Source organism: Brevibacillus sp. BC25 (genome assembly GCF_000282075.1).
GTDB lineage: Bacteria > Bacillota > Bacilli > Brevibacillales > Brevibacillaceae > Brevibacillus.
On record NZ_AKIX01000093.1, the window covers coordinates 1 to 18,604 of the forward strand.

Below are 18,604 nucleotides of genomic sequence, written 5' to 3' on the forward strand. Positions count from 1 at the left end.
GCTACCTTAACGGATAGCAAGGTAGGCGGAAAGCCTTGGCTGCCGCCACAAATGCCATACCCACAGGATGAAGATCGGAATGACTACTTGTTTATCGCACAAATCAACTGGGCGCAAATGCCACGACTCGATGGCTACCCCGCTAGTGGATTGAGCAGTTTTTTTGTCAAGGCGGATGATACGTTCGGGTTGATGGACCAATCCTTTCAAGTGCTTCATTTTGAAGAGGTCATTGACACACAGGAAATAGACCCCTTTCAACCAGAGGACCTTGACGTGTACAGTCCGGTACTAGGTGGGCCATACAAACTGACAGGAAAACTAGAGTCGCAGTACGTCCCTCATCGAGATCCACAGGCGATGAATTTTCAGCTACCTACCGACGAGGATGAAGTGGCCTACTCGAAATATTGGGACCTCGCCGATGCAAGCGGGTCACGGATCGGTGGATATCCGTACTTTACCCAAGAAAATGTGAATCAGAAGGGTTGGGAGCTGCTCCTTCAACTGGATATGGAGGGCGACAACTACGATTACTATGTCTCGTGGGGAGATAGCGGAGTGGGCAACTTCTTCATTCGCAGGGAGGATTTGCTTCGGCTGGATTTTTCAAAGGTTTCGTATACATGGGATTGTCTATAAAAGAAAGATGGGGATACAACGATGGAGAACATACATGACGTCCAAAGCTTACTCAAAGAATCGCAAAAGACCAGAGTGAAATACTTGTTCTTTTGGGGACATACACAGAAGGAATCAGGCACTATCGACAAATCATGCTTCAGCCAATGGTATCCGGCTGCTTTTGTAGAGGACGGCATCACGTATTTGACCGCTGAGCATTATATGATGGCGAAAAAGGCTGAATTGTTCGGTGATCTTGCCATCCGTGATGAAATACTCAGGAAGAACCATCCCAAACAAGCGAAGGAATTGGGACGAAAGGTTCATTCCTTTGACGAGGCTGTGTGGAATGCGAACAAGACGGCGATTGTACGCCAGGCAAACCTATTAAAATTCAGCCAGCATGCCGATTTGAAAGCATACCTCTTGGACACAGGTGACCGTATTATTGTCGAAGCGAGTCCTTATGATCGGATATGGGGGATCGGGATGGCCCACGATCATCCGCATGCAGAACAACCCGAAAAGTGGCGGGGAGAAAACTTGCTCGGTTTTGCATTGATGGCAGTCAGGGAGCAGTTACGTTCGTGATCCAGGTTGCCCATCTTTTTTGGGGAGAGCAAAACAGAAATAGACGTACAAATACGCCATTCTTTCCTATGATTATTCAGAAAGAATAGCGTATTTTTTCCTTTTTGCCTACTTGCTAAATTCTGCAAGTAACATATTTTTAAAGTTAGCTTTACCCAAATTGTTCAAATTGACGGTTAACATATGCTTGCCTCCAAGTGTACCCCCAACAAGAGTAATAAACCCTGGAATGCTACCTGTATGTCCCCATATCGAAACACCGTTTGGAAGCTTAGTTTCATAGATTCCAAGACCATATCCGCTGATTTCAGCACTTCCTGTAGGAACTGTAGTAAGCATTTCTTTTAATTGCTGTTCCTTCAGTAATTTGCCACTGAGTAAGTAAGAGAAGAATTTATTTAAGTCGTTGGCAGTAGAAATCATATCCCCAGCCGAGCTAGCTATACTTGGGTTATAATAAGTAACGTCTTTTAGCTCACTTGCACCGTCTGGATGGAAATATCCACGGGCATGGTTGGTGCCTGGAATAACGCTCGAATTGCCAGGTAGGAATGTATTCGACAATTCAAGCGGTTCAATAATCCGATTTTCAATCTCTTCCGCATAGCTGTTTCCGGTTATTTTTTCAATAAGGATACCCAGTAATACGTATCCTGTGTCTGAATATGACCAGCCCTTTCCTGGGGCAAAGTCTGGAGGCAGAGAAAGCCCAATCTTTACTAATTCTTCAGCGGTATATGATTTTTTGGCATTCATCATATCAGCATCTTTTGATCTTAAGTACTCAGCGATACCACTTGTATGGTTCAATATCTGCCGGATAGTAATCTGGTTACCATCATATCCGTTTCCTTGAATGACACCAGGCAACCATTTTTCGATGGAGTCGTCTAGATTCAGGCGATTCTCTCCAGCTAATTGAAGTACAACTGTTGCGGTGAACGTCTTCGTCACGCTGCCAATGCGAAAGCGAAAATCTGTTTCCATTGGTTTCTTAGTGCTCAGATTCGATACCCCAGCGGCGTAACCCCATGTTTTTCCATCCTCATAAGTTTTAGCGAGTATCCCCGGGTTTCCAAGTTGCAATATATCCCGCATTGCTTGCTTGACGGTATTACGATCTCGTTGAGTGCTTGTTTGTAACGAACCAGATACATTTTGAGTGGGCTCTGCTTTTACAATTGAGGTTGGCGTTATGTATAACAGGGAACTTCCAGCTATTAAAAGGGCCAGACTTGCAAATGTAATTTCACTACGTTTTTTCATAAGGCATTTCTCTCCTCTATTTATATTGTATAGGTGATTGCTTGTTCTTTTCCTTGAAACACTCTTGTTAAATGGTTTGTTTTTCATATATAAGTCATATCTGTTCCTCCTTTCACACCGCGTTGTTTTTTTATCATACAGAATGAAAATCTCTTTTTTCTTACGCATTCCTTACAAATTACTTATGTTTAAAATAGTTTGACATTGTGCTGCATTAAAATTTGTCTTTACACGAAAAAGTGGTTGAGCAGACATCGTGCTGCCCAACCACTTTTTTCTTTATTGCACAGAAAACGCAGCTTTGACCTGCTCCAAAGACATAACCATTTGCCCATACAGCTTGCCGTCTGGAGTTGCGGGGTCATACGGATTGGACTGGGGCAAGGAGACAGCGTAGACGAGCCCATGTGTTTGTGCCAGTACTTCACCCAGCGGCGGTCCTTCCATTTTGGACAGATGATTCCAATGCGGTACCGTCATGACAAAAATGGTGAGGAGTGAGGATTGCTTCTCCTTTCGCTGATTGGGAGCGAACATAAAATGCGCTTCGTATTTCGTCGGCACATCCAGCTTGCCCTCCAGTGGCTGTTGGCGAGGGGGACGCTTCGTCGTCGATGAGAACTCCTCCACGATGTAATTTCCTGTCCAAGAGGGAGGAAGGGTAAACGTAAATGTCTCGGTGATCGGGATCGGCACGGAGAACTGATTGTTTATGGTTCGACCTTTGATCTCATCGGTTGCCGGTCTTTTCACTTCCGGCTCAGGGTCAGATGGAGCCGCTTGCTGTGGTGGTGGTGCTGCTTGTGGACCTGGCAGCGAACAGGCGGAGAGCAGAAAAATGATGATGAGTCCTACATAGAAGTACGTTGCTACTTTCATCAGGGTCCTCCTTGATGTATAAAACACTCCCGTTTATTCATTCCTCGCAAGGAGGAAAACTATTCCATATTCCTGTCATGAATATTTATTCAATAAAACATATTTTTCTTGAATATCAGAAAATATATAATTATAATTTAAATCAGAAATCATTTCCGATATTCGGAAAAAGGAATACGCAATTCATCCGGGAGATAAATGGGGGATAGCAGGATGATTGAGGTTAAGCAGCTTGTCAAATCTTTTGGCCCGTTAACCGTGTTGAAGGGCGTTACGCTCACGGTGGAAGAAAAGGAAGTTGTCGTCTTGCTTGGAGCGAGTGGTTCAGGCAAAAGTACTTTACTTCGATGTTTGAATTTTCTGGAATTTCATGACAGCGGAGAGATTCGAATCGGTGGTCAGCAGATTGATCCACACAAGACGAATCTGAATCAATTCCGCGCAGAGGTCGGCATGGTTTTTCAGCACTTCAATCTGTTTCCGCACAAGACCGTTTTGGAAAACTTGATCGAGGCACCTGTTCACGTCAAAGGGATGAATGCAGCAGAAGCCAAACAATTAGCGTACGAGCTCCTGAAAAAAGTGAATATGCAGGATAAAGCCGATGTCTACCCGGATATGCTCTCCGGTGGACAAAAGCAGCGGGTTGCCATCGCCCGGGCACTGGCAATGAAACCGAAAATCATGCTTTTTGATGAGCCTACCTCCGCACTCGATCCCGAGCTCGTTGGTGAAGTGCTACAGGTTATGAAGCAGCTCGCCAAAGAAGGAATGACGATGATCGTCGTGACGCATGAAATGGGCTTCGCTCGTGAAGTAGCAGATCGGGCGGTGTTCATGCACGATGGGCAAATCCTGGAGCAGGGACCACCGAGTGAATTTTTTGAAAATCCGCAGCATGATCGTACCAAGCAGTTTTTAGGCAGCATCCGTTAAAATCCGCTAAATATACAGATGAATACAGGGGGAATCACCAATGAAAAAACGTGCAAAATGGTCCGGAATTTTGTTGTCTACTGTTCTAGTGGGCTCGTTGTTGCTCTCTGCTTGTGGATCACAGGAAAGTGCACCGGCAGCAGGTGGACAAGCTTCTGGAGACGGTGGAAAGAAAGATTTTACGTACGCCATGAGTGGCGTGTACAAGCCGTTTAGCTTCAAGGAAAATGGGCAACTGACTGGCTTTGATGTAGAGATCGGACAAGCGCTGGCAGAAAAAATGGGCATGAACGCAATGCCGATCACCAATCCATTCGAAACGATCATCCCTGGTCTGGACGCGAAAAAATACGACGCTGTCATTGGGAGCTTGACTGTCACACCAGAACGTCAAAAAGCCGTTCTGTTCACCAATCCATACTACCGTTCCGGTTCGCAAATTTTCGTGCAAGAGGGCAATACAACAATCAAGAGCAAAGAGGATTTGAAAGGCAAAAAGATCGGCGTAGTGAAAGCATCCAACTACTTGGATTGGGCGAAAAAGCTAACCGATGAAGACAAAATCACTCAATATGATAGCGATATTACCGCTTTACTCGACTTGCCGACAGGACGTCTCGATGCGGTTATTACGGACCAGGTAGTTGGCTTGCGATTCATTAAAGAAGGCGGCGGAAAAGTGATTGATGTAGGCGAACCGCTCAGCTTTGACGAGCAAGCGATTGCTGTGCGCTTGGGTGACCAAGAGGCAGTGGAGCGGATCAACAAGGCGTTGGACGAGATCGTCAAAGACGGTACTTATGAAAAAATCAGCCAAAAATGGTTTGGCCGCAATATCTTGCAAAAACAGTGAGTGGGCAACGGGGTGTCCGTGATGGACGCCCCCCTTTTTAACGCTTCATGTGAGGAGGATTGAACGTGATTATTGATATTTTTCTATCCAGTTATCCCCTTTTTCTAAAAGCGACATGGCTCACGGTTCAGTTGACGGCGGTTGCGCTGGTGCTCGGTTGTGTGGTAGGTCTTGTCATCGCCTTTTTCCGGATATCCGATTCCAAAGTATTGAACTACATCGCACACACCTACATTACCGTCATTCGAGGAACGCCACTGATCGTACAAATTTGTATTCTGTACTTCGGCTTGGCGAATATGGTCACACTGTCGCAGTTTTGGGCAGGGGCCATCGCGCTGGCAGTTCATAACGGTGCGTATATTGCGGAAATCTTCCGAGGCTCCATCCAGTCCATCGACCGCGGGCAAATGGAAGCGTCCAGGTCACTCGGGATGTCGTACCCGTTGGCGATGCGTAGAATCATTTTGCCGCAGGCGTTCCGTCGGGCGATCCCATCGCTTGGCAATCAATTTATTATCGGGTTGAAGGATTCATCGTTGGTCGCCTATGTAGGGATGCAGGATTTATGGGGAACCGGTCTCGGTGAAGCAGCTTCCAACTACAAGCAGCTAGAGACGTACATGGTTGTCGGTTTGTACTATCTCGTTCTGATCATGATCTTCTCGTATTTTGTTAACAAGCTGGAAGCACGGCTGGCTACAGGAAAAGCCCCCAAAAAACAAACGAAAGACAATAGTAGCGTGGCAGCGTAACTTTTTGTCATGGAGGAAGAAAGAAGGATGGTTCAATCAGTCGAACGGGCGATGAAAATTATTCGGGTACTGATTTCAGACGAAAAACATGCTTGGCCGATTTCGGAGCTGGCGAGCGCAACGGGTCTACCAATCAGTACGCTCCACCGTTTTCTCGAATCCATGATCCAGTTCGGATTGGTTGAGCAGGACCCAGTCACCAAGCATTACAAGCCGGGATATACATGGATGGAAATCGGTTTTATCCTGCATGAAAAGCTGAACCTGCGGGCTGTAGCGAGACCTTTCATGGAGGAGCTGGCGAATGAAGTCGAGGAGAGTATCTTCCTCAACGTAATGGCGGGGGCGGACTCGATGCCGATCGAAAAAGTAGAAAGTCCACTGAAAATACGCATAGACGAGAACTTGGGGGAGCGGATACCTCTCACAATCGGCGCCCCTAGCAAAATCATTCTCGCGTATTTAAAGCAGGATGCGATTACAAGAGTCGTTTCAGCCCAGCTTGCGTCAGACAAGCAGCCGCCATTTTTGGAGCAGCTGAGCGAAGCCAAGAAAAGTGGCTATGCGATCAGCTACGAGGAGAAGACGGAAGGCACCATGGCTGTTGCTGCTCCGATCATCGGCTACGGAAATCAACTCGTCGGAGCGCTCTCGATCAACGCCCCGTGCTTTCGGGTGACAGAAGATCGATTGCCCCTACTCATCGAAAAAGTGAAACGCCAAGCTACGACGATTTCGGCAAGAATCGGCGGAGCATAAGCAAACCCTCCATTCCAGCATCTGTTGGTGGAGGGTTTGCTTTTTTTAATATTAACCATTGGATCTTTCAATTTTTTCGCCCTGAAAAACTGTGTTAGTGTGAAAGAAACAGTGGGGAGGGGAGATAGACATGTTTCCATTTCGCGTCATAAATCAGGAAACCACGGAAGATGTGCTGGATATGGCCAGAGTGATTGAAGTGGTCGAGCAAGCCTATCAAATGAAATCGAGTCAGCAGGCGACGTTGTTTCCGCTCATTTTTCATGAGTTCGTAGAGGGTAGAGCCGACATGGATATCAAATCCGGTCATTTGCCGCAAGCCGACATATTTGGACTCAAGCTCGTCTCGTGGTTCGGTGACAATGACAAGAAAGGCCTGCCACAATTAGTTGGAACGGTGATGGTATTGGACAGCCAAACTGGCGTACCGCAGGGGATTTTGAGTGGAGAGCACATTACTTGCATGCGTACGGGAGCTGCCGGTGGAATCGGTGCAAAGTATTTGGCACGTCCCGAATCGGAGAACCTGCTGATAGTAGGGACGGGGCATCAGGCTCCTTTTCAAATCATGGCGACACTGATGACGATGAAGCAGATCAAGCGGGTGTACATCTGCAATCCGCGATCACCAGAAAAGGCGCAAAGCTTTGCCGCCAAAATCAAAGAAAACCTCTTGACCAGATTCGTCTCCAAATATGCAGGAGAAGAACACGAGTGTTATGCCAGCCGTTGTGACGTGCAGTTTATTGCAGTGGACAACCTCGAAGAAGCGACTAGACAAGCAGATATTATCATCACCGCAACCTCTTCACGTGAACCGATGATCCAAGAGAACTGGGTAAAGCCTGGGACGCATATTACCTGCATAGGGGCAGATATGGAAGGAAAACAGGAAATCGATGAACGGCTTTTTGCAAAAGCGCGCGTCTTCGTTGATGATGTAAGGCAGGCTGTACGCGTGGGAGAGACGAAGGTAGCTGTAAAAAAGGGTCTGATAACAGAAAGCGATATCGCAGCAGAGATCGGCAATGTCATCCCCGGTCATGCCCAAGGACGACAACATGTAGAAGAAATCACGATTTTTGACAGCACAGGGATCGCGTTCCAAGATTTACTGACAGCTGCACACATTTTAAAAGTGGCGGATAACCGCGGTGTAGGTACGATAGTTGATCTGTAAGAGTAAAAGGAGAGTATAAGGAGAGGAACGACGATGAGAATTGCACCTTTTAAAGTCGAAGAATGGATGAACGCCTACGAGATGGAGGCTGTTTACAATATTGCCGAAACATGCGTTGATTCGCTGACGGTAGAAGAGTTGATTCGCCTTTCCGATGAGCCGGAAGATTTTTTCCGCGAGATGGCCCAGAAGAAGCTGACGTACGGTCATATCGAGGGTTCGCCGGAATTCCGTAGCCTCGTCGCGAGTATGTATCAAACGATGAAGCCGGAGAACATTTTGGCGATGAACGGGGCGATCGGAGCGAATTTTCTTACCTTGTTCTCGCTCGTTGCGCCTGGTGACGAAGTAATTACCGTTCATCCGACGTATCAGCAAATTTATTCAGTACCGGAGTCGTTCGGAGCGCAGGTCAAGCTGCTCAGACTTTTGCCGGAAAATGATTTTCTTCCTGATCCGGGTGAACTGCGTTCGCTCGTTACAGACAAGACCAAGCTGATCTGTATCAACAATCCGAACAATCCATCCGGAGCTTTGATGGGGGAAGGGTTGCTGCGAGAAATCGTAGAGATTGCCCGCTCCGTTGATGCTTACCTGCTGTGTGACGAGGTGTATCGCAATTTGCACCAAGACCCGGAGGTTGTGGTGCCATCTATCGTCGACTTGTACGAAAAAGGGATTGCGACAAGCAGCATGTCCAAAGTGTTTTCATTGGCGGGCTTGCGTCTGGGATGGATTGCAGCGCCTCAGGATGTGATCAAGAGTTGCTTCCAGCACCGCGATTACACGACCATCAGCTGCGGGATGCTGGATGACATGCTGGCTGTCCATGCACTGAAAAACCGCGACAAGATCATGGAGCGCAACCTGAAGATCGTGCGGGACAATCTGCAAATTCTCGATGAGTGGGTGGCGAAGGAGCCGTTAGTCTCTTACGTCAAGCCGCAGGCAGGAACAACCGCAATGCTCAAGTACGAGCTGGATATCCCTTCGGAAGCATTTTGCATTGACCTGTTTAAAACGACAGGGGCGTTTTTGACACCAGGCAGTTGCTTCGACATGGAAGGGTGGTTACGAATTGGGTACGCCTGCTCGACGGAAGTGCTTCAAGTGGGTCTATCAAAAGTATCGGAGTTTTTGGAGTCACACAAATAAGGGATAAAGTGGGAGTAGGAGTGTCTCTTCGGTGGAAGAAAAGAGACACTCTTATCCTAGTATTTTTACATTTTGGCATTTCTGATCACGATACCGAACTGGGGGGATATCATGAGTCAGCCTAATGTAGATTTGCAGCCGAAAAAGCAGAAAAAACTGTGGGAAGTCAATGTGTTCGCGTTACTTTTTGCCGTGATTGCGATTGCGGTGATCCTGACGTATATTTTGCCTGCTGGAGATTACGGACGAGTCGAGGTAAACGGCAGGAGTGTCATTGATCCACAGTCGTTTCAGTGGATTGAATCATCTCCAGTCAAACCGCTCGGGCTGGTAAACAGCGTGCATACCGGTTTGGTGGAAGCCTCAGGCATTATCTTTTTTGTATTGATAATTGGCGGAATATTCGGTATTTTAACGGCTACTGGCGCGATTGAGGCTCTCATAGTCACACTATCGCGCCTACTCAGGAATCAAGAGAAGTGGCTGATTCCCATCATGATGCTGTTTTTTGCGGCAGGCGGCTCGCTCATGGGAATGGCTGAAGAAACGTTACCCTACATCGCGATCATGATTCCGCTGGCGATTGCTCTTGGTTTTGATGCAATGACTGGTGCTGCCATTGTACTGGTAGGAGCGTCGGTCGGTTTTACATCTGCACTAATGAATCCGTTTACGGTGGGGGTTGCCCAAGGCATCGCAGAGCTGCCCACTTTTTCGGGAATGGGTTATCGAATTGCTGTTTTTGTCGTGATGTATTTCGTATCGACTGCATTCGTCCTGCGGTATGCGTCGAAAGTCAAACAAGACCGTTCGCAGGGCTTCTTCGGATTATTTGAAGGGAAAAACACGGCGGAGCTCTTGCGTGAAGATTTGAAGTTGACGGCCAGACATAAAGGAATCTTGGCTTGCTTTGTTCTCAACTTTGTCGTGTTGGTCTTTGGTGTCATTCAATATGGCTGGTATCTCACCGAACTATCCGGAATCTTTCTGTTGCTGGGCATCATCATCGGAATCGTGGGAAGACTCGGCATCAACGAAATGGTAGACAACTTCATGAAAGGTGCTGCTGGCCTGATAGCCGGGGCCTTGGTCATTGGAGTTGCACGAGCAGTTGTTGTGGTGCTTAATGACGGTCACATACTAGATACGATTCTTTACTATTCTGCTGGTGTCTTGAATCAATTGCCTAGTGCACTTACAGCGTTTGGCATGCTCGTCCTCCAAACCGTGATCAGCTTTATTGTTCCGTCCGGCAGTGGAATGGCTGCTTTGACTATGCCGATCATGGCGCCTTTGGCAGAATTAGTTGGCGTTACGCGTCAAACCGCGGTTCTTGCCTATCAGTTCGGAGATGGCATATCCAATATTTTTATTCCGACCTCCGGCTATTTCATGGCTGGTTTGGCTTTGGCTGGTATCCCGTGGTTGCACTGGATGAAATGGATTATGCCGCTGATTCTGATGCAATACGGGATTGCGACAGTCGCTGTCGTCGTCGCGCATTTGATTGGTTATGGACCATATTGACGGGAGGAGATCATGAATGGCACTTTGCACACCAACTCTTGCACAATGGGCCATCGGTGAACGGCGATACTTGCATCAATATCCAGAGCTGTCTGGTCAGGAGTATCAGACAGCGGCCTATGTTCGGAAGTATTTACAGGAATGGAAAATTGAACTGATCCCATGTGAGCCGCCGAATGTGGTCGGCATTTTGCGGGGGACGGATGGAAAGAAAACCATTGCGTTAAGGGCGGATATGGATGCACTACCAATCGTTGAAGAGGGAGAGAAGCCGTATCTCTCGAAAAATGAAGGTGTCGCTCATGTATGCGGTCACGATGGACATACGGCCATTTTGCTAGCAGCAGCCAAATGGCTTTCGGAAAACCGCGCAGACGTAGCACCAAATGTGCTTTTTCTATTTCAATCCTCAGAAGAAATGCTCCCTAGTGGAGCGCAAGCTATCGTCCGTCAAGGTACGATTGATGATGTGGACGCTGTCTTTGGGCTGCATCTATGGCAGCCTCTTGAGAAAGGAAAGATCGGAATCAGTATGGGTGCGATGATGGCGTCTGCTGATGACCTGCGCATCGTCATAACCGGACGTGGAGGACACGGCTCGATGCCGCACGAAACAGTCGATCCGATCTATGTGGCGAGCCAGGTGATTAACGCGGTACAAGGAATCGTGGCGCGTAGCGTCAATCCGATTGAACCTGCGGTGATTTCCATCTGTCGGATGGAAGCTGGCTCTACCTATAACATCATCCCGAATCAGGCCGTTTTATATGGAACACTGCGGGCACAGTCAGAAAAGACGAGGCAACTCTTGGCTGGCGAGCTGAAGCAGACGATTGAGACATTGTGTTCGGCATGGGGCGCAGATGCCGAAGTCATGGTAGATTGGGGGACCCCACCTGTTGTTAACGATGAGCGGATGAGTCGATTCGTTGCTGATGTCGTAACCGATCAATTTGGCGAGAGCAGTCTTGCTTATGTGGAGCCGGTCATGGGTGGTGAGGACTTTTCTTACTATTTGGAGCGCAAGCCTGGCAGTTTTATTTTTATCGGAATGCGTGGAGAAAAGAGCAGCTATCCCCACCATCATCCGCGTTTTGACATTGATGAGGATGTTATCCCAACGGCTGTCGAGCTATTGATTCAAGTAGTAAAAAGATTTTAACAAGGAGGCGTAATCTATGTCGTTGTCCGTATCCTTTCTCGATATTGTAAAAGCCCACAAGAATCTCAAGGGGCAGGTTATCCATACCCCGTTGATTTCATCACCAGCGCTGTCTGCCATCGCAGATGTTGATGTATGGATGAAGCTGGAATGCCATCAGAAAACAGGATCATTCAAGGCGCGCGGTGCGCTTAACAAAATCGCATCTTTGACGGAAGAGGAGCTGTCTCGGGGCGTTATTACCGCTTCAGCAGGAAATCATGCACAAGGTGTCGCGTATGCGGCTTCGTTAAAAGGTGCGTCGGCCCTGATCGTCGTGCCAAAAACAGCTCCCGAGACCAAAAAAGCGGGCATCAAGCGCTACGGTGCGGAGTTGGTCGTGTATGGAGACAGCTATGATGACGCAGAAAGCCATGCCTATGAGCTGGCAAAAGAAACAGGGCGCACGTTCGTCCACGCCTTTGAAGACAATGAGATCATAGCAGGGCAAGGAACGGCAGCGCTGGAGGCTCTTTTGGAAGAGCCGGATTTTGACGTCATTCTCGTACCTGCTGGCGGCGGAGGGTTAATTTGCGGAGTGGCGCTCGCAGCAAAGGCAATCAATCCGGATGTGCAGGTGATTGGGATTCAGACACATGCGTCTCCGCCATGGTACTACTCGTTCCGCGAAAAGCGCTTGGCTGAGGTGGTATACAGCGATTCACTCGCAGATGGTCTTCATGGGGGAATCACCCAAGGTAACCTGGACTTGGCTCTTCAGATCGTCGATGACTTCCTGCTTGTAGAGGAAGAACATGTTGCTCAAGCCATGAGCTGGCTGGCAAAGGAGCATCATCTGATGGTGGAAGGCTCAGGGGCGGTAGGTATCGCTGCACTCATGCAGGGAACGGTACCCGATCTGGCAGGGAAAAAGGTGCTGACGATTGTGAGCGGCAGTAATGTAGATGCTCGCAAGCTGGCGGAGATTATAGGGAAGCACGCATAGGGTATCGGTTGAACATAGTGCCACTCTCGGCTACACTTTTTCTAACAGAGGTTGTTCAAAAAGCCGACTTTTTGAACACGCACTTACACGAAGAATGGGTGTCGTTCGGTGAGGGAGTGGATAATCAATCATGGAGTTACGCAATCTGAAGACATTTCAGGTCGTTGCCGAGCATTTGAACTTGACGAAGGCTGCAGAGCAACTCGGATACAGCCAGCCTACGATTACACTCCAGATTCAAGCATTGGAGCGGGAGCTGGGCCATCCTTTGCTCAATCGAGTAGGCAAGCGCACGTTTTTGACACCGGCAGGAAAAATAGTGAAGCAGCATACGGATCAGCTTTTCTACGTTCTCCAGCACATGACGGAGGGACTTAATCATTTAGACATGCCAGTAGGTCCGCTTGTCGTTGCGGCCCCAGAATTTTATTGCATCCAATACATGCCCCAAATTCTGAAGGCGTATGTGGAAACACACCCACAGGTAAATCTACAGGTAATTTCTTGTACCAGTCAGGAAACGTTGAAGAAAATCCAGGCCCACGAGGCAGATATTGGGATCATTGCGGGCACCACCTTGCAATCGGGTATCCACTCGAGCGTGGTAGACTTAGAACAATTCACCCTGATTGCTTCTCCTGATTTGATGAAGGACAAAACACTGGCAGACGCACTCGTGACCTTTCCTTTTTTGTCCTATCAGGAGGGGTGCAATCTCGATGAATTTATTACTCAATGCCTGTTGGAATTAAACTACATCCCACCCTCTGTCATCAAATGCAGCAGTGAAGAAACCATCAAACGATCAGTCCTGAATCAAACAGGCATAGCCCTGCTCAGTAAGGTTCTCGTGGAAAAAGAGCTCCGAACAGGCGAACTGATCGAGCTGTTCCGCTTTTCCAAGAAAGCAGAAACATCGCTAGTCTGTCTGGAACGCCGAAGAGAAGAGCCTGCGATCCAGACCTTCATGGAGCTGGTCAAAGACGTTTGGTTATCGGTAAGAGAAGAGTAGTCATGACAAGGAGCTGTCTAAGAAGTTTCTCAAAAGTAAAGAAGCTGGAAAAAACGGTTTCGTTTTTCCCAGCTTCTTTTTCGTTTTTATTGGTTCACAGAAAGCGGCTAGGCTTTTGTTACTAGCACTATATGTTGGAATACTATGGTATACATTATGTATGGATACTATCTGATGGGGGTGGGGATGGAATGGATAAAATCAAGCAAGCCCAAATAAATGGTTTTCTGCAAGCTTTCGCCCTATTAAATCTCCATACAAATCATGGATATACATTTGAATGGAATGAACTAGAGTATCATGATGATATTCTTACTGCTTTTACATATAGCTTTAATCTAGAGGGTGATAAAAACCTAGGTGAAGTACGATTGATACCACTTGACGATTGGAAAGCAAAATTAGAGAAAACTTGTGATGATTGGTTCTTTGAAATTGGGTATCCTTATCACCAATTTGATTCATCCGTAAAATTTGACCCAAAGCATTGCATACACGGTTTTATTAGGTTAACATCAGATTTTTTTGAGGGGCACCTAACGGTATATAAAGTGGAATGTCAGCCTAATTTTTGGTATGAAGGTATTTGGGATGATTATATTTTTTATTCAAATAAGAGATTGTTTCTTTTACATTTTGGAGTTTCTGATTGACGGGACGAACCTACATTTCAATTGTCGAGCGAAACGGCAATTAAATTTTTCCATGCGCGCTCCACTCGGATGCGGATTGGTTCATCCGTGCGATTACAAAGACAATGGCCGCTATAATGCCAATTTTACGGACGTTTTGAAGTTCGCTTGTTAGAAGAATATGGATTAAATAATGAAAGGAGCCCCCAGAGGCTCCTTTCATGCTTAGAACGGGTTACAAATGAACAAAAGCGTGTTTTGTTCATCTGTGGATTATTATCGATGCGGTGTCGGAGGCTTCGGAGTTGGAGACGGAGTCGGTGTAGGTATTGTACCTCCTCCAGGGGGGATCGGTATTTTCCCTCCTCCAGGCTCCGGTCTCGTGGGTGTAGTGGGTGTAGTGGGTGTCGTAGATGTCGTAGACCCTGTCGAAGGCTCTGACTTTGGATCCGGTTTCCCCGAGCCGCTGTTATTGCTGTTGTTATTATTTTCCAACAAAATCATCTCCTTTATATAGGGGTAGATCCAACATTTAACTGTTTTATACGCTTAGCATTAGCAGACATTCGGCTTAGAGTAGGAAGAATCTGCTTTTAATGCGCCTGAACATGCTCAGCGTATATTTTTTGTTAAAATGTTGGTGGTCGCCCATAAAGTCAGGATAATTATTTACTTTGCATAAGCATGATATTCCCAATTGCAAGTTGGAAAATATAAGAGCTGATACTTTCAAACGGATCATACTGGGAATACAATCCAACTTGTAGGGGCAAATTGTCTCTTGGAAACAATAGTTTCTTCTTGCACCTCTAGAGCGAGGGGTGTTTGCGTGATATAATTTTGATTTCTTTCGTTTTTGTGTGGAACGGTAATAATATAGTAAAATGACAGAAGGTAAGAGAAATAGGAGATGACAACAAATGAGTAAGCAAGTAAACGAAACCGAACTCGTTTTGCATTTAGCTACCAAAACAAAAGTAGACCCGCAAAAAATCATGATCGTACTCAAGCATGAGCAAGCGTACATGAACAGTGCGAAGGCAGATGCAAAAGGTGATGTCGACGTTGATTTTGATGATCTCGTAGATTACATCATGGGTAAGTCAGATGTGAAGCTGGATGAGATCACCGTCGAGAAGATCCTGGATGTAGAGATGGAATACTTGATTAAAAAAGGAATCGCTGGATACATAGACTAATATAAGACGTCTGGTTATCAGAAAAAGAAGAGTAGTGATCCAAGCACATTTCCCCTATAGAGGGTGATGTGCTTTTTTTAGTGGCTGCGGTGGGAGAAGAATTTTTCCAGTCTAGGCTCCAGGCTCCATCCCGCTGAGGGTTGAGACTGTCCGCTCCGAAGAGATTCGCGGGGAAACGCAAAAGTGGTAGCCGCTTCGTCGTATGGGCACGGTTGCGTTTCTTTTGCCCGCAAATCCCTTCTCTGCTCGGTAGGACTCCACAAGTCGCTACGTCTGGAAATATTCTTCTCTGGCGTAACTAATGACATTCTTCATTTTTATAAGTCTTTTAAACTCCGTTTAAGCATGGAAAGCTCGTAGAGGAAACAGGAGAAAACAGCGAAGATCTTTGGTACACCGACCGAGACGGAATGCAAAAAGCGAAACACGCCCTTAAGCGTCCACCTCTGAAAAAACATCCTGAATGGACCACTTTGGACGCGGTTTCGCTTTTTGCATGGAGTCGGGCAGTGAATCCCTCAGCGGGTGGGACAAGAATCTGAGCGTTTTCTCCTGTTTCCTCCCCACCACAACAGCGTGACGAGTGAATTTTTAGTATTTTTTAACAAGGGATATATACACTAAAAATCCAAAAAATATATGAAAGACAAATGTAAATTGTTTGACTATTGAGTGTGACCGTGTCTATAATTTGGTTATCTTTGTTAGTAATGTTAACTAACTGTGTGGCGGTGATCGATGAAGCGTGCAAGCTCCCAAAAAAACAGGTAATAGCAAACTCGTGAAAAAACTGAATAAAGAAGAAGTATTGCAACAGGTCGTCTTGCACGGGCAGATTTCACGCGCGGATATCTCCAAACAGACACAGCTCAGCCGTCCGTGTGTTTCCGCCCTCGTAGATGAAATGATCCAGGAAGGACTCCTGCAAGAAGTAGGAATGGGCGATTCCAAAGGTGGCCGCAAGCCGATTTTGTTGGAGTACAACTACCAGGCCTACGCCATTGCCGGAGCGATTTTTGAAGGATCTACACTGGATATGGCCATAGCAGATATGAAAGGTGAGTTCTTGGCTCGCTATCGCAAACGGCTGGCACAACCAGCGAATGGCGAAACCGTCATCGAAGATTTGGCAGCCGGACTGGATCGTTTGTTGCGTGAAAGCGGCATCCCGCGAGAGCGCCTGCTCGGAATGGGCGTCGGTTTGCAAGGGGTCACACAGCGTGGCAGTGGAACCGTCAGCTTTTCACCCAGCACGGGGTGGATGGGTTCACCGATTCAGCAGACAATCGAAGCGCGACTCGGACTGCCCGTCATTATCGACAATGACGTGAATATGATGACACTGGGCGAGTACGTTCGTGGAGCAGGGGTCGGCCATACCAACGTCGTCTACATGTACGTAGGAACGGGGATTGGGGCCGGGATCATTTTGGATGGACAGTTTTATCGGGGGAGTCGTGAGGCAGCAGGAGAAATCGGCTTCATGATGATCGGCCCGGTACATAATCGTCCGAATGGCGCGTCAGGAGTGTTTGAGACGCATTATTCGATTCCGGGCATCCAAGAACAGGCTAAGGGATTTCTCTCTGACCTTCAGGAAGGGTCGAGTGTCATAGAAGAGCTGATCCGGCACGCCAAACAAAATGCAGAAGCAAAGGAGCTTCTTGCAGATGTGTATCGACATTGGGCGTACGGAATGGCGAACATCATCAGTATTTTGAACCCGGAAATATTGATCCTGAGCGGGGAGATGGTCCACGTCGATGGTGAAGGGGTGAAGCAAATTCACGAATGGCTGAGAGAATGGGTGCCCGAGGTGCCTAATCTCGAAAAAGCGAGTCTGGGGGAGCGAGCTGGTTTAATTGGTGCTGTCCACAGTGTTTTGGAAGCGTTTCCTTTCACACGACTGCTTGACAAAGAGTGAGAAGAACAAGAGGGGGAGTTCGTTTTGAAGAAGACAACTAGCAAGCTGAAAACATGGATGAAGGGCGTATTTGTCAGCTCCTTGGCTCTGACTGTGGCTGCGTGCGGCAGTGGAGGACAGGAAACAAAGCCTGCCGACAACGGAGGCCAATCAGGCACGCAACCGGCTGCTCAACCTGCTGATTCATCGGGTGACCCACAAAGACTGGTGATTTACACCGGACGAGACAAAAACATTTTTGAAATCGTGCTGCCAAAATTCAAAGAAAAATACCCGAACATTGAAGTGGAAACACTCGAAATGGGTGCTCAACAAATTTTGGAGCGCGTTCGTGCAGAGAAAGCGAACCCACAGGCTGACTTCTGGTGGGGCGGTACCCAATCTGCTCTAGCAACAGCAGCCAATGAAGATCTGCTGGAGCCTTACAAGCCGACTTTTGCAGACAAGGTGCCAGATTTGTACAAAGATCCGCAAGATCGCTGGTACGGCGAAATGCTTTTGCCAGAGGTCATCATGTACAACTCGCAGGTGCTGAAGCCAGAAGACGCACCGCAAGATTGGGACGAATTGATCGATCCGAAATTCAAAGACAAGATCGTGATCCGAAACGTACTGCCATCCGGCACGATGCGTACCATTTATTCCGCAATGATCTTCCGTCAAGGGGCGGGTACTCCTGAAAAAGGTTTTGAATGGCTGACCAAGCTCGATGCTAATACAAAAGAGTACACGCAAGACCCGACAAATCTGTATCTGAAGCTGGATCGTCAAGAGGGCGTCATTTCCTTGTGGAACCTCCAAGACGTTCTGATCCAAAGCAAAAAGAACAACCATCCGTATGACTTCATTTATCCGAAGAGCGGGGCACCGATTCTCGTAGACGGCGTGGCTCTGGTAAAAGGCGCGAAAAACCTGGATGCAGCGAAAAAGTTCATGGAATTCTTGATGAGTCCTGAAATAGCTGCCCAACTGGCGAAGGAGCGCTTCCAGTTCCCATCTCGTACAGACATCAGCAAGGACGAACTGCCAGACTTCATGAAAAATCTCGAGCTGAAGCCAATGGAACTCGATTGGGCTGTCATGGCTGAAAAAGAAAAAGAGTGGATGCAGCATTGGGATGAAAACATCAAGGGGAAAGGCAAGAAGTAAGGAAGTTTTTTTCCAA

At 47.3% G+C, this 18,604-nt stretch carries 19 protein-coding genes; 17 read left to right on the forward strand and 2 right to left on the reverse strand.

Annotated features, from left to right (window positions below):
• Both PMI05_RS22000 and PMI05_RS22005 read left to right on the forward strand, forming a co-directional pair.
• The coding region (locus PMI05_RS22000) for a YwqG family protein (RefSeq protein WP_007726501.1) at positions 1-642 on the forward strand (642 nt) is incomplete at its 5' end.
• Between the two features lie 21 nt (positions 643-663).
• Complete coding sequence (locus tag PMI05_RS22005; RefSeq protein ID WP_007726503.1) at positions 664-1,215, forward strand: NADAR family protein; 552 nt, start codon at positions 664-666, stop codon at positions 1,213-1,215.
• A gap of 108 nt (positions 1,216-1,323) precedes the next feature.
• Here the strand turns inward: PMI05_RS22005 and PMI05_RS22010 are convergent, their stop codons facing one another.
• Both PMI05_RS22010 and PMI05_RS22015 read right to left on the reverse strand, forming a co-directional pair.
• Positions 1,324-2,481 (reverse strand): serine hydrolase, encoded by a 1,158-nt coding sequence (locus PMI05_RS22010; protein ID WP_007726505.1) that lies wholly within the window; start codon positions 2,479-2,481, stop codon positions 1,324-1,326.
• 279 nt (positions 2,482-2,760) lie between these two features.
• On the reverse strand, positions 2,761-3,360 hold the full coding sequence (locus tag PMI05_RS22015; protein ID WP_007726525.1) for a hypothetical protein: 600 nt from the start codon (positions 3,358-3,360) through the stop codon (positions 2,761-2,763).
• Between the two features lie 213 nt (positions 3,361-3,573).
• Here PMI05_RS22015 and PMI05_RS22020 point away from each other — a divergent pair, with 213 nt between their 5' ends.
• From PMI05_RS22020 to PMI05_RS22090, 15 genes are all read left to right on the forward strand, one after another.
• Complete coding sequence (locus PMI05_RS22020) at positions 3,574-4,296, forward strand: amino acid ABC transporter ATP-binding protein (protein WP_007726528.1); 723 nt, start codon at positions 3,574-3,576, stop codon at positions 4,294-4,296.
• A 40-nt stretch (positions 4,297-4,336) separates the two neighbouring features.
• Complete coding sequence (locus tag PMI05_RS22025) at positions 4,337-5,149, forward strand: ABC transporter substrate-binding protein (protein WP_007726529.1); 813 nt, start codon at positions 4,337-4,339, stop codon at positions 5,147-5,149.
• A 68-nt stretch (positions 5,150-5,217) separates the two neighbouring features.
• Entirely contained in the window at positions 5,218-5,904 is a 687-nt protein-coding gene (locus PMI05_RS22030; protein WP_193375271.1) for an amino acid ABC transporter permease, read from the forward strand.
• A 27-nt stretch (positions 5,905-5,931) separates the two neighbouring features.
• Entirely contained in the window at positions 5,932-6,663 is a 732-nt protein-coding gene (locus PMI05_RS22035) for an IclR family transcriptional regulator (RefSeq protein ID WP_007726532.1), read from the forward strand.
• A 130-nt stretch (positions 6,664-6,793) separates the two neighbouring features.
• Entirely contained in the window at positions 6,794-7,843 is a 1,050-nt protein-coding gene (locus PMI05_RS22040) for an ornithine cyclodeaminase family protein (RefSeq protein WP_007726534.1), read from the forward strand.
• Between the two features lie 33 nt (positions 7,844-7,876).
• Complete coding sequence (locus PMI05_RS22045; protein ID WP_007726537.1) at positions 7,877-8,998, forward strand: aminotransferase; 1,122 nt, start codon at positions 7,877-7,879, stop codon at positions 8,996-8,998.
• Between the two features lie 111 nt (positions 8,999-9,109).
• Positions 9,110-10,525 (forward strand): YfcC family protein, encoded by a 1,416-nt coding sequence (locus PMI05_RS22050; RefSeq protein ID WP_007726539.1) that lies wholly within the window; start codon positions 9,110-9,112, stop codon positions 10,523-10,525.
• A 16-nt stretch (positions 10,526-10,541) separates the two neighbouring features.
• Entirely contained in the window at positions 10,542-11,687 is a 1,146-nt protein-coding gene (locus PMI05_RS22055; protein WP_007726543.1) for a M20 family metallopeptidase, read from the forward strand.
• 16 nt (positions 11,688-11,703) lie between these two features.
• A complete protein-coding gene (locus PMI05_RS22060; protein WP_007726545.1) occupies positions 11,704-12,672 on the forward strand; it encodes a threonine/serine dehydratase in 969 nt (322 codons plus the stop codon).
• 130 nt (positions 12,673-12,802) lie between these two features.
• Positions 12,803-13,684 carry a LysR family transcriptional regulator gene (locus PMI05_RS22065; protein ID WP_007726546.1) on the forward strand — a complete coding sequence of 294 codons (882 nt, stop codon included), beginning with the start codon at positions 12,803-12,805 and terminating at the stop codon, positions 13,682-13,684.
• Between the two features lie 191 nt (positions 13,685-13,875).
• Entirely contained in the window at positions 13,876-14,337 is a 462-nt protein-coding gene (locus tag PMI05_RS22070) for a hypothetical protein (RefSeq protein ID WP_007726548.1), read from the forward strand.
• 220 nt (positions 14,338-14,557) lie between these two features.
• Positions 14,558-14,833, forward strand: coding sequence for a hypothetical protein (locus tag PMI05_RS30580; RefSeq protein WP_039961190.1), 276 nt, complete (start codon positions 14,558-14,560; stop codon positions 14,831-14,833).
• Positions 14,834-15,236: 403 nt separating this feature from the next.
• Complete coding sequence (locus tag PMI05_RS22080) at positions 15,237-15,515, forward strand: hypothetical protein (RefSeq protein ID WP_007726550.1); 279 nt, start codon at positions 15,237-15,239, stop codon at positions 15,513-15,515.
• A 745-nt stretch (positions 15,516-16,260) separates the two neighbouring features.
• Complete coding sequence (locus PMI05_RS22085) at positions 16,261-17,439, forward strand: ROK family protein (RefSeq protein ID WP_007726551.1); 1,179 nt, start codon at positions 16,261-16,263, stop codon at positions 17,437-17,439.
• A gap of 24 nt (positions 17,440-17,463) precedes the next feature.
• A complete protein-coding gene (locus tag PMI05_RS22090) occupies positions 17,464-18,588 on the forward strand; it encodes an extracellular solute-binding protein (protein ID WP_007726552.1) in 1,125 nt (374 codons plus the stop codon).
• The last annotated feature ends 16 nt before the right edge of the window (positions 18,589-18,604 follow it).